The sequence below is a fragment of the Vibrio chemaguriensis genome, from assembly GCF_012275705.1.
In the GTDB taxonomy this organism is placed as follows: domain Bacteria; phylum Pseudomonadota; class Gammaproteobacteria; order Enterobacterales; family Vibrionaceae; genus Vibrio; species Vibrio diabolicus.
On record NZ_SHOE01000001.1, the window covers coordinates 457,948 to 471,924 of the forward strand.

Annotated in this window: 10 protein-coding genes and 1 pseudogene; 6 read left to right on the plus strand and 5 right to left on the minus strand. The window is 44.0% G+C overall.

The features are described from left to right. The first annotated feature begins 53 nt into the window (after positions 1-53). Positions 54-1,484: a PTS glucose transporter subunit IIBC gene (gene ptsG / locus EX191_RS02105; RefSeq protein WP_006743155.1), complete on the plus strand. Its 1,431-nt coding sequence runs from the start codon at positions 54-56 to the stop codon at positions 1,482-1,484. Positions 1,485-1,694: 210 nt separating this feature from the next. Beyond that, the gene (locus EX191_RS02110; RefSeq protein ID WP_005396996.1) at positions 1,695-2,096 is read left to right on the plus strand and encodes a hypothetical protein; all 402 of its coding nucleotides are present in this window, start codon (positions 1,695-1,697) and stop codon (positions 2,094-2,096) included. Between the two features lie 63 nt (positions 2,097-2,159). Here EX191_RS02110 and EX191_RS02115 read toward each other — a convergent pair whose 3' ends face one another. The 3 genes and pseudogenes from EX191_RS02115 to EX191_RS02125 form a co-directional block, all read right to left on the minus strand. Beyond that, on the minus strand, positions 2,160-2,255 hold the full coding sequence (locus EX191_RS02115; RefSeq protein WP_005372963.1) for a MetS family NSS transporter small subunit: 96 nt from the start codon (positions 2,253-2,255) through the stop codon (positions 2,160-2,162). Continuing rightward, positions 2,252-3,718: pseudogene (locus tag EX191_RS02120) on the minus strand (sodium-dependent transporter). Before EX191_RS02120 ends, EX191_RS02115 begins: the two are co-directional and overlap by 4 nt. Before the next feature lie 570 nt (positions 3,719-4,288). Next, positions 4,289-4,879 carry an outer membrane beta-barrel protein gene (locus tag EX191_RS02125; RefSeq protein WP_047010036.1) on the minus strand — a complete coding sequence of 197 codons (591 nt, stop codon included), beginning with the start codon at positions 4,877-4,879 and terminating at the stop codon, positions 4,289-4,291. Positions 4,880-5,006: 127 nt separating this feature from the next. Between EX191_RS02125 and cydH the strand changes: the two genes are divergently transcribed. Together cydH and EX191_RS02135 are read left to right on the plus strand one after the other, a co-directional pair. Further along, positions 5,007-5,099, plus strand: a complete 93-nt coding sequence (gene cydH, locus EX191_RS02130) for a cytochrome bd-I oxidase subunit CydH (protein ID WP_005372970.1) — start codon at positions 5,007-5,009, stop codon at positions 5,097-5,099. Between the two features lie 44 nt (positions 5,100-5,143). Continuing rightward, a complete protein-coding gene (locus tag EX191_RS02135) occupies positions 5,144-6,295 on the plus strand; it encodes a patatin-like phospholipase family protein (RefSeq protein WP_005398215.1) in 1,152 nt (383 codons plus the stop codon). A gap of 121 nt (positions 6,296-6,416) precedes the next feature. On the opposite strand, the gene pyk is transcribed toward EX191_RS02135, so the two are convergent. Next, positions 6,417-7,859 carry a pyruvate kinase gene (pyk, locus tag EX191_RS02140; RefSeq protein WP_109169741.1) on the minus strand — a complete coding sequence of 481 codons (1,443 nt, stop codon included), beginning with the start codon at positions 7,857-7,859 and terminating at the stop codon, positions 6,417-6,419. Between the two features lie 412 nt (positions 7,860-8,271). Between pyk and mlc the strand changes: the two genes are divergently transcribed. Together mlc and EX191_RS02150 are read left to right on the plus strand one after the other, a co-directional pair. Then, a complete protein-coding gene (mlc, locus tag EX191_RS02145) occupies positions 8,272-9,489 on the plus strand; it encodes a sugar metabolism global transcriptional regulator Mlc (RefSeq protein WP_005398213.1) in 1,218 nt (405 codons plus the stop codon). A gap of 370 nt (positions 9,490-9,859) precedes the next feature. Further along, positions 9,860-10,813 (plus strand): chemotaxis protein CheV, encoded by a 954-nt coding sequence (locus EX191_RS02150; RefSeq protein WP_005398212.1) that lies wholly within the window; start codon positions 9,860-9,862, stop codon positions 10,811-10,813. Between the two features lie 75 nt (positions 10,814-10,888). Here the strand turns inward: EX191_RS02150 and EX191_RS02155 are convergent, their stop codons facing one another. Beyond that, positions 10,889-13,963, minus strand: coding sequence for an error-prone DNA polymerase (locus tag EX191_RS02155; RefSeq protein ID WP_193447044.1), 3,075 nt, complete (start codon positions 13,961-13,963; stop codon positions 10,889-10,891). Positions 13,964-13,977: the final 14 nt, after the last annotated feature.

The following is a 13,977-nucleotide window of genomic DNA, read 5'->3' on the forward strand; positions in this document are numbered from 1 at the left end:
GGGTGTGCCGTTAGTGCCCAAATAATACTTATAAATTTATCAGGAGCATAAACATGTTTAAGAACCTTTTTGCTAACCTGCAAAAAGTTGGTAAGGCGCTGATGCTTCCAGTATCAGTTTTACCAGTTGCAGGTATTTTATTAGGTGTGGGTGCTGCCCATCTAAGCTTTATTCCAGAGATCGTTTCTAATCTTATGGAACAAGCTGGTGGTTCAGTATTCGGCCAAATGGCACTTCTATTTGCAGTAGGTGTAGCTCTAGGCTTCACTAATAACGACGGTGTTGCTGGTCTTGCAGCAATCGTTGGTTACGGCATCATGACGGCAACGCTAGGTGTAATGGCGGGTGTTATGGGTGTTGAGAAAATCGATACAGGTGTACTAGGTGGTATCCTTGTCGGTGGTGTGGCTGCTTGGGCATTCAACCGTTTCTTCAAAATTCAACTTCCAGAGTATCTTGGCTTCTTCGCTGGTAAGCGTGCAGTGCCTATCATCACTGGTTTTGCAGCGATCATCCTTGGTGTTATCCTTTCTGTAATTTGGCCACCAATTGGCGGTGCAATCTCTGCATTCTCTGATTGGGCTGCGCACCAAAACCCACAACTAGCATTCGGTATCTACGGTGTTGTAGAGCGTTCTCTAATCCCATTCGGCCTACACCACGTATGGAACGTACCGTTCTTCTTCGAAGCTGGTTCTTGTGTTAACGCTGCTGGTGAAGCTCAAAACGGCGTACTAACTTGTTACCTAGTTGCTGATGAAGCATCTCGTGCTGCTGGTAATGGCTTCGGTCAGCTAGCGGGTGGTTACATGTTCAAGATGTTTGGTCTACCAGCTGCAGCAATCGCAATTGCTCACTGTGCTAAACCAGAAAACCGCGCAAAAGTAATGGGTATCATGGCGTCAGCTGCACTGACTTCATTCCTAACTGGTATTACTGAGCCTATCGAATTCTCATTCCTATTCGTTGCTCCACTACTATACGGTATCCACGCTCTACTAGCTGGTTCTGCATACATTGTTTCTAACACTCTAGGCTTTGTACACGGTACTTCTTTCTCTCACGGTCTGATCGACTTCCTAGTTCTATCTGGTAACGCTCAGAAGATGGGTCTAATGATTGCTGTTGGTCTAGTATACGCAGTGATTTACTACGTAGTGTTCCGTGGCGTAATCACAGCACTTGACCTAAAAACTCCTGGTCGTGAAGATGAAACAGAAAGTGCGGCAGCAACTTCTGGCTCTGACATGGGTGGTGAACTGGTTGCAGCGTTCGGTGGTAAAGCTAACATTACTGGTCTAGACGCATGTATCACTCGCCTACGTGTAGCGGTTGCAGATACAGCAGCTGTTGACCAAGACAAACTGAAACAACTTGGCGCTGCTGGTGTTGTAGTTGTTGCAGGTGGTGTTCAGGCTATCTTCGGTACTAAGTCTGACAACCTAAAAACTGAAATGGATGAGTGGATCCGTAACCACGGCTAATCACCGTCATTCATAACAATGAATAAAAGGAGGCTTCGGCCTCCTTTTTTAGTTCCTCTCTCATTGCTAAAAGTGCTTTCTGAGTGTGATCCTAAACTCATCTTTACTTTTGCCAGTCTTTTCATACATCGCGCTTACTCATCGTTGACATATTGAAGCACCACTATGTTTGAATAGCGCATGATGTTTTTTTAATAATTGATAACGTGTATGAAGAGCAAATTAATTTTATTAGCAGGACTAGTTTCTAGTACCGCAATGGCGGCAAATGAGCCAACGAACTTGTCTGTTGGTATGGCTGTCGATCAACAGTTGAGTGTTGTTGTTGAGTTAGATAATAAGTATCGCGGCATTATCGGTAACGATGGTATGGCGTTTGATTACATCGCTAAACGTGGAACATTCGATCAAAACATGCCTGTGACTTGGTATGTTGGCGTTGGTGGTTGGTATGAATGGGATGATGAGTTTGGCGTGCGTGTACCTCTCGGTGTGAACTGGGATTTATCACGCGGCTGGGATCTTTATGGTCAAATACACCCAGAGCTAGATCTTTACAAAGGTGCTGACTTACAACTTGGTGGTGCCGTTGGCATCAAATACAGTTTCTAGAATAAAAGAAACATAAAAAAACGCCGGTAAATACCGGCGTTTTTTGTTTGGAATGCAATACTGCTATTGTTTATCCATGGCTCGCTTGATACAAACGGCAGCGCCGCCCCAAGTGATACCTAAACCAATAACCATCATAATAATTGCGCTGATTGTCATTTCGCTGTCTCCTTGCGATTCACTGCGTTAATCACTAGACCAAAGATAAATAGTGCGGCGATAAGTGCCCAGCCTACAGTTAGATCATAACCACCGTAGCCTTCAGTAAATAAAGCATAAAGCTTAGTTGCTAAGATAATGGCGAGCATAATCGGTGTTACGAAGCGTAAACAGATCTCAAACCATTGACCAATAGAGAAATCAGAGCGCTCATTTACGTAATTACGCACTTCAGGCACGCGTTTCAATAGCCACGCCATCAATACAATCTCAACCAAGCCGCCTACCATAATGCCAACGTTGTTTGCGAAGTGGTCTACTAGGTCTAGCAGCAATAGACCGCCATTTGTTGCGAATGCCATAGAAACCACAAAACCAGTTCCGATTACAACGTTTGCAGCTTTTTTTCGGCTCCACTTTAGCTTATCGATGATGGCGGATGTTACGGCTTCCATGATAGAAATGTGCGAACTTAGACCAGCAACCACCAGTGCAAAGAAGAACAGAGGACCAAGAATATATGGTGCGGGTAATAAGTTAATTGCCGCAGGTAAAGTAACAAAAGCAAGGCCAACGCCTGCAGATACCACTTCTGTTAGCGGTTTACCTTATTCTTGAGCCATGTAACCCAAGACAGAGAAGATCATAATACCAGCTAGGATGGAGAAGCCACAGTTGATCAACACGGTCATAAACGCGTTATTCGTGATGTCTGACTTTTCTGGCAGATAACTAGAGTAAGCCAGCATGATCGCGAAGCCGATGCTTAGGGTAAAGAAGATCTGACCGTACGCAGCTGCCCATACTTTCACATCCCAAATTTTGCTGAAATCGGGTTCAAACATGTAGTTAACGCCATCCAAAGCTCCTGGCAAGAAAACCATACGTCCGATTAAAAAAATCACCATCAAAAATAGTATTGGCATCATGATTTTAGATGCGCGCTCAATCCCTGATTTCACGCCTTTGGCAATGGCGGTGTAAGTAATAGCCCAAGCAATCACCATAGATAAGGCAATTTTCCATTGAATACTGCCTAAGTCTGTTGGTGAGTTATCACCTAACTTTAGGTACTCACTAAAGAAAAATGCGTTTGTATCGGTTCCCCAACCTTGAGTGAACGACAACCCAAAGTAAGAAATTGACCAACCGATAACTGCAACATAGTAAACGGCGATAACTGCTGCAACACCAACTTGGAACCAGCCAAGCCATTCAAATTTAGAATGAATTTTCGCTAGCGTTTTTGGTGCTGAGCCTCGGTACTTTTGTCCCATACTGAACTCAAGGATCATAAATGGAATACCGGCCGTGATCATGGCGAAAATGTAAGGAATAAAAAATGCGCCGCCACCGTTTTCATAGGCCATGTATGGAAAACGCCAAATGTTTCCCAAACCGATAGCAGACCCGACTGCTGCTAAGATGAATCCCGCTCGGGATCCCCATTGTTCTCGCTTCATATTTGACTCCTATACGACTCCCTGAGGAATGAAGCTCTCTCCGTAACACAGTAATATTTGCGCAAACCGTTGGAAGAAAGGACCGCTGTTATCCATCAGCTTTTCTATCCTTAATTCTAGCTTATTATAATTTTATAGAGCTATATTCTGGTTACTGTGAGAGAAAGTAGATTATTAATCTTAAAGTTTTGATGTGTGTTTGATAAAACTGAAATATTTATCTGTTTTCACTAATCAGACTAACTTCTAATAATACTTAGCGCAATAGAATCTAAATGTTAACTCAGGTGCGTTGTCTGGTTTTAATCTTGTTAAATTTGAGTTTGATTATGGTTTTGTGTGGGGGATTGGTTGGTTGTATGGAACAAATGACTAGAATCCAATAATCGACTTGGTGTTTAAAACTATTTTGATGAACTAGGGCGTACGGCTATCTTTTGCGCACCCCGCTAGAGAATGCTTCGTTACTTTTCTAAGCGATGATGTTTAGATGATATTTTCTATCTGCTTTGTGTAGGACTCGCCCAGCACTCTTTGTGGCGAGTCCTACGAAGTGAAGTGTACAAAAAATTAGAAACGGAAACTAAAACCAATATTTGATTGGAATTGGTTCATCCAATCGGTATCGAACTTAATGATGCAGTTTGAGCCGTCATTAGGTAGGGTGCAGGCTCCAGAGGTATCGTTATCAACGACCGTTCCCAACCATCTTAATTGGGCTGTCAACGCAAAGTTCTTTGAAAACTCATATTCCAGCCCTGCAAAAGCGCTCGCCGAAAATCCGTATTTTTTGTCTACCCAATCAACATCGGTGTAAGAGGCTCCCAAGCCAACACCAATATAGGTTTGCCAGTTTTCTGCAACAGGGTAGTACATGCTGCTTTGAAATTGCAGGTAATGGATATCTGCCGAATTTGATAACTTTTCAAGTTCTGTTGATTGGTTGGAGTAAAATAATCCAATTCTTCCTTTCTCAAAAGGCGTCTCGATTGAAAGTGCGTAGTTCACTGCGGGATCGAGGTCGTATGTATTGCCACCTTCGTCTTCTACTTGACCGCCACCTGTATAGCCTATGAATGGAGTAACGATAATATTGGCTTGTGCACTTACCGCGGTGCTGAGCAGTATGCTTCCTACCAGCCAGCTGAGTTTTTGGTTCATGTCCTATCTCCTTATTATGACTAAGCTAATTGTGATGGGTTAGTCAAAATTGCGCGACTAAATTAAGCAAATCTTGAACATATTTCACACTGGTGTTATTAATTTGTTACATATTAAGGAGGTGTTTATGGAACACGATCTAAAATCCGCATTAATCATCGTGGTGACTGTTTTTGCAGTACTTTTGTCGTTTGGTATCATTGCGATTACAACGGCTTAAGATAACTACTTTTACCAAGTGTTTTAACAAAATGGCGTGAGCCTATGATACGTAACAGCGGTATAATCACAGAAAGCCATACTGAGCTTGATGTTAAAGTTTATGAGCATTTCAGGCATGGAAAAACTGCTTTAGTCACGCAAGGTGGAGGGCAGAGAGGGATTTTTACCGCTGGCGTATTAGACGCATTTTTACTTTCCAACTTTGATCCTTTCGATGAATTCTACGGTACCTCTGCTGGGGCACTCAATTTATGCTCTTACTTATGTCGTCAACACGGTATGGGCAAAGCTTTTATTACCGAGCTGACAACGTCTCCTGAATTTTTTAATCTGTTTCGTTATATTCGAAAGCAGCAGTACTTGGGTTTAGAGTGGGCGTTAGAGCGGATTCAAGATTTCCCTTACAAGCTTGATCTTGATTTAGGCCGCAGTGCACTAGGAGGACGAGGTGCGTTTGCAGCGGTAACAAATGTAGAGACGCTATCGGATCAATATTTACCAATCTTGGGTGACACGTGGTTTAACACCATGTTAGCAACATGCGCGATTCCTAAGTTGTACCACGGACCTGTCGACGTTAATGGCAATAAGTTTGTTGATGGTGGTGTGTCGGCTTCTATCCCTGTTCAAGAAGCGTGGCGTCAGAATGCTCGCAACATTATTGTCATCCGAACAGAACCGTTCTCGGAGATTGAAGCGAGAGCGCAAAGTGAAGTAGGGGATGTGCCTGTCGAGTGGTATCGAGAGTCTATTAATTCGGTGCAGCAATCATGGCAGCAAAAAGTGAATCGATGGAAGTTGGATTGGGCTTCGTTCTTCCAACAAAAAATTAATGCCGCCCATCAATCGAAGCTTGCCGGAAAAATGCTATTGAATGGAGGCCGTTGGTTGTTCGGTGCTGATAATTTGTATCGTTTAAGCCATTTAATCGGTGAGAATTTTGACTCAGGTTTAGCCGACATGCTGATGATTCACTATCAAACATTTGAGCTCACTCAGGCCTTTATATCTGCTCCACCTGACGATACTTTCATTTTACAAATCGCGCCTAAAGAGGGGCTTCGTTCTTCTTCTTTGTTAAGTGACCAAGAATCACTAGAGCATGATTATCAACTCGGACTTCAGGCGGGGTTTAATCTGGTTCAACTCTATGACCAACTGAATATTGAAATTGATGGCAGAGAGAGTGCATAACCTTTTGTATTAACGACATAAGCTAAATACAAAGTGAAGTGTAAATAAATGAGGCTCCGTTTTCGGAGCCTCATTCGTGTGCGTACCTAATCTCTGTGGTTAATAGGGTTAGGTATAAAGGTTATGCTTGCAGAATTCTCATGCAGTTGGTTGAACCAACGACATCCATTACATCGCCTTGAGTGATCATGACTAAATCACCCTTGTGCAAGAACCCTTGTTCTTTAAGGCTGGCAATCGCAGCTTGAGCTGTCGGTAAACCTGCATCACTTTTTGACTCGAAATATACCGGTGTCACGCCTCGGTATAGTGCAGCTCGATTGAGCGTGGATTCATTGCGTGATAAGGCAAATATTGGTAAGCCAGAGCTTAAGCGAGACATCATCAACGCAGTCCTGCCGGACTCTGTTAACGAGATCATCGCTTTAATTCCTTCCATGTGATTCGCAGAGTACATGGTTGCCATTGCGATGGTTTCTTCAGCGGTTTCGAAGGTGCGATCTAATCGATAAGTGGATAGGCTTGCCTCAGACATTTTTTCTGCGCCCACACATACCTCGGCCATGGATTTGACCGTTTCTACAGGGTGTTTACCTGCTGCGGTCTCTCCAGACAGCATCACGGCGTCAGTGCCGTCTAGAACCGCATTGGCCACGTCCATCACTTCAGCACGCGTCGGCATCGGGCTAGTAATCATGGACTCCATCATTTGTGTCGCAGTAATCACGATGCGGTTTAAGCTGCGTGCGCGGCGAATCAGCTTTTTCTGGACGCCAATAAGTTCAGGATCGCCGATTTCTACCCCCAGATCGCCACGCGCTACCATCACCACATCGGATGCGAGAATAATATCGTCAATAGACTCATTAGTCGCGACGGTTTCTGCTCGTTCGACTTTAGCCACCAACATGGCTTCGAGGCCTGCATCTCTGGCTAGGCGTCGAGCGTAATGCATGTCTTCGCCGTTACGCGGGAACGAAATAGCAAGGTAGTCCACTTGAATTTCTGCGGCGGTAAGAATGTCGGCTTTATCTTTCTCTGTGAGCGCATCGGCTGACAATCCGCCGCCTTTTTTGTTGATCCCTTTATTATTAGATAGTGGACCACCAACAATCACACGGGTATGAACTTTATTGCCTTCGACGCTGGTGACTTGCAGTTGAACGCGTCCATCATCGAGTAACAGAATGTCGTTTGGTGACACATCTTGCGGCAGTTCTTTATAATCTAGCCCTACGGACTCTTGGTTGCCTTCACCTTTTGGTAAATCACTGTCTAATGTGAATTTATCGCCCACATTTAACATGACTTGGCCGTCTTTAAAGGTCGATACGCGGATTTTAGGGCCTTGCAAGTCGCCGAGGATAGCAACTTGACGCCCAAGCTTTGCCGCAATAGTACGGACTTTTTTGGCGCGTTGAATGTGGTCTTCACTGGTTCCATGTGAGAAATTCATACGGACAACGTTTGCACCGGCTTTGATGATCTCCTCAAGTACATTGTCCTTATCCGTTGAAGGACCAAGCGTGGTGACAATTTTTGTTCGTCTTAGTTTGGAAGTCATAGATTCTCCGATGAATGTATGTGTAAAGGTAACTTGAACTCTATCCTTACTTTCCTCAATCGCTCTCAAGGTCTGCCTCGTTGCTGAGCCCACACCTTAAAGCTGCTTGAGTATAAGTATATGCACAGAATGTTTACATTAAGAGTAATCCCGGTAAAACAGACAGATATTCTATAGGCTTCAGCCTCTATTGGAGAGAATGCGCTGTTGTAACAGGAGTTGCTTCATAATTTAGTGAATAAAAATAAGTTATTTTTCAAACAATTTAACAGGAGTAGATTCTTCGTTATTTGATTGAATACACAAACAAACAGGTTTATACGTGATGCTTGTCACGGGGATTTATTAATTCACTTCACAATTAGTTCGCAAAGTAAAAAAATTGTCTCGTTATAGAATTTCGGAGTGCAAGATGTACATGGCTCAACCGGGCCATATTGATCATATCAAACAGGTCAATGCTGGTCGTGTATATAAACTAATTGACCTAAAAGGTCCTATTTCTCGAATTGATTTGTCCAAGCAGAGTGAGCTTGCTCCTGCTAGTATCACCAAAATCACTCGAGAATTAATTGAAGCGCACTTGATTCATGAAACCACAGTACAAGAAGCGACGAGTCGTGGTCGACCTGCCGTCGGTTTGCAGGTCAACAACGAAGGGTGGCAATTTCTGTCAATGCGTTTGGGGCGAGGTTATTTAACTATTGCTCTGCATGAGCTAGGTGGCGATGTGTTGATCGATACTAAAATCGAGATACACGAACGTGACCAAGACGATGTGCTTGAGCGTCTGCTCTACGAAATTGATGAATTCTTCCAAACTTACGCGGATCAACTTGACCGTGTTACCAGTATTGCAATTACGCTGCCTGGCCTTGTGAATTCAGAGCAAGGTGTCGTGCTGCAAATGCCTCATTACAATGTCGAAAATCTTGCTCTTGGACCAGAGATATATAAAGCAACGGGCTTGCCAGTTTTCATTGCCAATGACACGCGAGCTTGGGCATTAGCAGAAAAGCTTTTCGGCCACTCTCAAGACAATGACAACTCTGTTCTTATCTCTATTCACCATGGTTTAGGTGCCGGCATCATTCTGGATGGGCGCGTTTTGCAAGGCCGTCACGGCAACATTGGTGAGCTTGGGCATATTCAAATCGATCCAAATGGAAAACGTTGTCATTGTGGCAACATTGGTTGTTTGGAAACCGTTGCCAGTTCTCAAGCCATTCGTGAAGAAGTCGTAAGACGAATTGCTGATGGCGAAGACTCTATTCTTGCTGAGCAAGAAGAAATGAGTATTGAGAGCATTTGTGAAGCGGCAGCGAATGGTGATCCGTTGGCAGTTGATGTGATTGAAAAGCTTGGACGCTATTTAGGCTCTGCAATAGCTATTGTGATCAACTTATTTAACCCTGAGAAGATCTTGATCGGTGGTGTGATTAACCAAGCAAAAGATGTACTTTATCCTGCGGTGCGTCGCTGTATCGAAGAGCAGAGTTTACCGGTTTATCACCAAGATCTTGAGCTGGTGGAATCTCGTTTCTATAAGCAAGCAACAATGCCTGGTGCCGCGTTGATCAAGCAAGCGTTGTACGATGGTCAGTTATTGATGAAGGTTGTGGAAGGCTAATTGCTTCAAACATGATGAAGTGCTTAGGTGTCGAGCCTATACATTTTTAGATGATTTAGGGTGAGGCTTAACAGCTCACCCTTTTTGATCGCCTATTACTAGAAGGTGAATTTTAGTTGTGCTGCATTGCTATATCTGCGCCATTCATGTAATTTCCTAAAAAGCTCAAGTAAATAAACCCAAATGGCTTTCAATGTGTAGAGTGACTTTGTGTCTGATACAAATAGAAGGGAAGTAATGCGCTGAAACCGTTGTACTTTCAAGCCATGCTCGAAAAACAAATATCTTAAGGTTATTTGGGTTTAGAACCTTGATGTGTCTGTATTGATTTCGAGTAAAAATAAGAATTATCCATAATTTAGGTAGTAGTATGTCCGGAGTGTTAAATACGGTTGACCAGCGTACGAACTTGGTTGGTGAAAACCGACTAGAGCTTCTGCTGTTCACTTTAAATAGTCGCCAATTGTTTGCGATTAATGTGTTCAAAGTGAAAGAAGTCATCAAGCTGCCACCGTTAACCAAGCTTCCTGGCTCACACTACAACATTCGTGGGGTCGCTTCTTTACGAGGTGAAGCGGTGCCAGTGATTGATTTGCGTGGCGCAATAGGTTTCCCAGCTTTGCGTGGTGAAGCGGAAGAAGAAAATTTGATCGTGACAGAGTACAACCGTACGGTGCAGGGCTTCTTAGTCGGTCCGGTTAAAAACATTATTAATACGGCATGGACTGAAATTCAGCCGCCTCCTTCCACGTCTGGTCGCTCGAATTACCTCACGGCGATCACGCAAATCAAAGAGGGGGATGCCTCTCAAATTGTCGAAATTATTGACGTAGAAAAAGTTTTAGCAGAGATCGTGCATTACGATGTCACGATTTCAGCGGACATTCTGGATCAAGAACTTGCCCAAGCAATGGTCGGGCGTAATGTTCTGATTGTGGATGATTCCTCTACAGCTCGTAATCAAGTTCGCGATACGCTTTCTCAATTGGGTATGAATATCATCGAGTGTCGTGACGGACTAGAAGCGCTAACGGTTTTAAAACGCTGGTGTGATGAAGGGAAAGACGTAGAAAAAGAGCTGTTGATGATGATTACGGATGCTGAAATGCCTGAAATGGACGGTTATAAACTGACTCATGAAGTGCGCCAAGATCCACGTATGTCTAAGTTGTTTATTACGTTGAACACCTCTCTGAGCGGTAGCTTTAATGAAGCCATGGTACAAAAAGTAGGTTGTGATCGTTTTATCTCTAAATTCCAACCAGATCTGTTGGTTGAAGTTGCTCAAGACCGGTTACGCCAGATGCTTTCTAAAAGTGCATGATTAGATATAGTGAAATCAGAGGGGGAGCAGCTCTCCCTCTGATTTTTTAACGCCTCGCTTATTAATATCTCTGTACTAATGAAAGTCGCGAGATTTACTTTGTAGATTATTCAAATAGTGCGTGCAATCAATCAACTTGCCAGCAATAACGTGCGTGACTTCTCCCTCTCTTTCAAGAATGCCTTTCACCATTAATACTTTAGCGCCTAAATACGCTTGCTTTTGGGCTCGTGCTGTCGCTTGCCAAACAACCACATTAATGTTGCCTGTGTCATCTTCTAACGTAAAAAATGTCACGCCAGCGGCGGTGCCTGGAGATTGTCTTCCCGTTACCACGCCTACCACTGTGACCAATGACCTATGCGGTTTCTCTGCCAATTGCCTCATGCGGGTAAAATGAGGGAGTTTGCCCGTTTCTTCTAATAATTTAATCGGGTGGCGGCTAAGAGATAGTCCTGTGCTCGCGTAATCCTCAATTAAATTTTCATATTCAGAGGGCTGAGTTTGGTAGCTAACACCGGGTTCTTCGACCTTGTGAAACAATGGTAGGTCAGATAAGGAATCCATTGCTGCCCAGCGTGCGTTATAACGATTCCCCGATAAGGCCTGAAATGCATTGGCTGAAGCCAATAATTCAATGTCACTTCGGCTTCTTAATATCTGCTTTACTTCTTGAATCGAGCGGTAACCATTAAGTGGTTTGCGCTCAATAAGCCTTTGTGCGCTTTCTGCGTTAAAGCCTTTCACCAAGCGAAAACCAAGTTGCACGCCGAGCCTGCCATTCGGACGTGAGACGAGATGATGTTGATATTTTGAATGATTGACGCACACCGGCAATACTTCGACGCCATGTCGGCGAGCATCTTGTACTAATTGCGATGGGCTATAAAATCCCATTGGTTGGCTGTTCAACAATGCAGTGTAAAATTCGGCTGGGTAATAATATTTTAACCATGCAGAACAATATGCCAGCACTGCGAAAGACGCTGAATGACTTTCAGGGAAGCCGTACTCACCAAAGCCGCAAATCTGATCGAAAATGCGCTCAGCAAACGCTAAGTCATAACCTCTCTCTTGCATACCATTGATCAGTTTTGGTCTGAATTTAGCGAGATCGCCATTCTTTTTCCATGATGCCATCGCTCGACGGAGTTGATCGGCCTCGCCGCCGCTAAACCCTGCGGCTACCATGGCTAGCTTGATGACTTGCTCTTGGAAAATAGGGACGCCCATAGTCCGCTCAAGAACGCTTTTTACTTCTTCCGATGGATAACTGACTGGCTCTTTTTGATCACGCCGTTTTAAAAAAGGATGCACCATATCACCCTGAATAGGGCCTGGACGAACAATCGCAATTTGAATCACTAAATCGTAATAACAAGCGGGCTTTAAGCGAGGGAGCATGCTCATTTGTGCACGAGATTCAATTTGGAATACGCCTATCGTGTCGGCTTTTTGGATCATGCGGTACACGTGTGGATCATCTTGTCGGCGAGTGATCTCAGAAATAGAGAGGGATCGCTGGTGGTGTTTCTCGACCAGTTGAAAGCACTTTCTGATGGCGTTTAACATGCCGAGTGCGAGCACATCGACTTTTAATAGCTTCAAGCTTTCTAAATCGTTTTTGTCCCATTGAATGATAGTGCGATCTTCCATCGAGGCATTTTCAACAGGTACCAACTCATATAAAGGGCCAGATGAAATTACAAAACCACCCACGTGCTGAGATAAGTGGCGTGGGAAGCCAATTATCTCGTTGACCAATTGGATAAACTGCTGCCCTTTGAGAGATTCTGGTTGTAAGCCAAGTTCAATAATTTGAGCTTGCCAGCCTTGGCTGCGATCTCGGCGATTAACGTTCTTAATGAAAAAATCTAGTTGGGTCTCTTCAATCCCTAGCGCTTTACCGACTTCACGCACGGCACTTTTAAAGCGATAGCTGATCACTGTTGCAGCAAGTGCTGCACGCTCACGGCCATATTTTTTGTAAATATATTGGATAACCTCTTCACGGCGCTCGTGTTCAAAGTCCACATCAATATCCGGCGGTTCCTTACGTTCTTTACTGATAAATCGTTCGAATAAGACTGCGATTTGTCGAGGGTCGACGGCGGTAATTTCCAGGCAATAGCACACCACAGAGTTTGCGGCGGAACCTCGACCTTGGTAAAGAATGCCTTGTTGTTTCGCGAACATTACGATGTCGTGGATGGTAAGGAAGTAGTAGTGGTATTTCAGCTCTTGAATAAGCGCAAGTTCATTCTCGATGGTTTGATTGACTTCTGCTGGCACGCCTTCAGGAAAACGCAGCTTTTTACCACGCTCGACTAACATACGTAAGTAAGAGTCGGGTGTATAACCATCTGGGATCAGCTCGGTAGGATATTCGTATTTTAAATCGGAGAGCTTAAACTCGCATAAATCGGCGATGTAGGTACTTTCTTCCAGCCATTCTGGTTTGTAAATCCGAACCAATTTTTTAAAAGGACGAAGCGCTCGTTCTGTATTCGAAATACGATCAAAACCGAGTTTATCGACGCTACACCCATGCTTTATAGCGGTAAGTACATGCTGTAATGGCAAGCGTTCAACATCATGCATGAGAACGCCTCCGCAGGCAGTTATAGGTAATTGTAATTCATGTGCTAACTGCTCGCAGTGCGCAATGTACTCAGTATCGTTGTTACTCAAATGGCGCTGAATCGCTACCCACAAACGATTAGCGTGGTGTTGATTGAGCCAGCGTCCCCAATAGTGGTCACTCTCTTGATGTGTGGGCAGCCACAATACCAAGCAATGTCGAATCGACATCAAATCCCATTCGAACAGTTGATAGTTGCCTTTTTCACTTCGTCTTCTTGCGTTTGTGATGATACGACACAACTCGGCATAAGCCTTGCGACAAGGGCAAAGCAGTACGATTTGGCATTCATCATTTAACCAAAACATACTTCCAACGATTTGTTTGATATCGAGTTTATGTTGTTCGATGGTCGCATGGGCTTTGACAACGCCCGCGACCGAACATTCATCCGTTATGGCTAGAGCTTGGTAGCGATAGAAAGCAGCTTGGAGTACCAGCTCTTCTGCATGAGAAGCCCCAGTCAAAAAAGAGAAGTTAGACTGACAAAATAGTTCCGCGTAACTCATAATGACCCAACAAA

Excerpts from the sequence above, each read along its gene's own strand:
- ptsG (WP_006743155.1), top strand. The coding sequence starts at position 54 with ATGTTTAAGAACCTTTTTGCTAACCTGCAAAAAGTTGGTAAGGCGCTG.
- EX191_RS02110 (WP_005396996.1), top strand. The coding sequence starts at position 1,695 with ATGAAGAGCAAATTAATTTTATTAGCAGGACTAGTTTCTAGTACCGCA.
- EX191_RS02115 (WP_005372963.1), bottom strand. The coding sequence starts at position 2,255 with ATGACAATCAGCGCAATTATTATGATGGTTATTGGTTTAGGTATCACT.
- EX191_RS02125 (WP_047010036.1), bottom strand. The coding sequence starts at position 4,879 with ATGAACCAAAAACTCAGCTGGCTGGTAGGAAGCATACTGCTCAGCACC.
- cydH (WP_005372970.1), top strand. The coding sequence starts at position 5,007 with ATGGAACACGATCTAAAATCCGCATTAATCATCGTGGTGACTGTTTTT.
- EX191_RS02135 (WP_005398215.1), top strand. The coding sequence starts at position 5,144 with ATGATACGTAACAGCGGTATAATCACAGAAAGCCATACTGAGCTTGAT.
- pyk (WP_109169741.1), bottom strand. The coding sequence starts at position 7,859 with ATGACTTCCAAACTAAGACGAACAAAAATTGTCACCACGCTTGGTCCT.
- mlc (WP_005398213.1), top strand. The coding sequence starts at position 8,272 with ATGTACATGGCTCAACCGGGCCATATTGATCATATCAAACAGGTCAAT.
- EX191_RS02150 (WP_005398212.1), top strand. The coding sequence starts at position 9,860 with ATGTCCGGAGTGTTAAATACGGTTGACCAGCGTACGAACTTGGTTGGT.
- EX191_RS02155 (WP_193447044.1), bottom strand. The coding sequence starts at position 13,963 with ATGAGTTACGCGGAACTATTTTGTCAGTCTAACTTCTCTTTTTTGACT.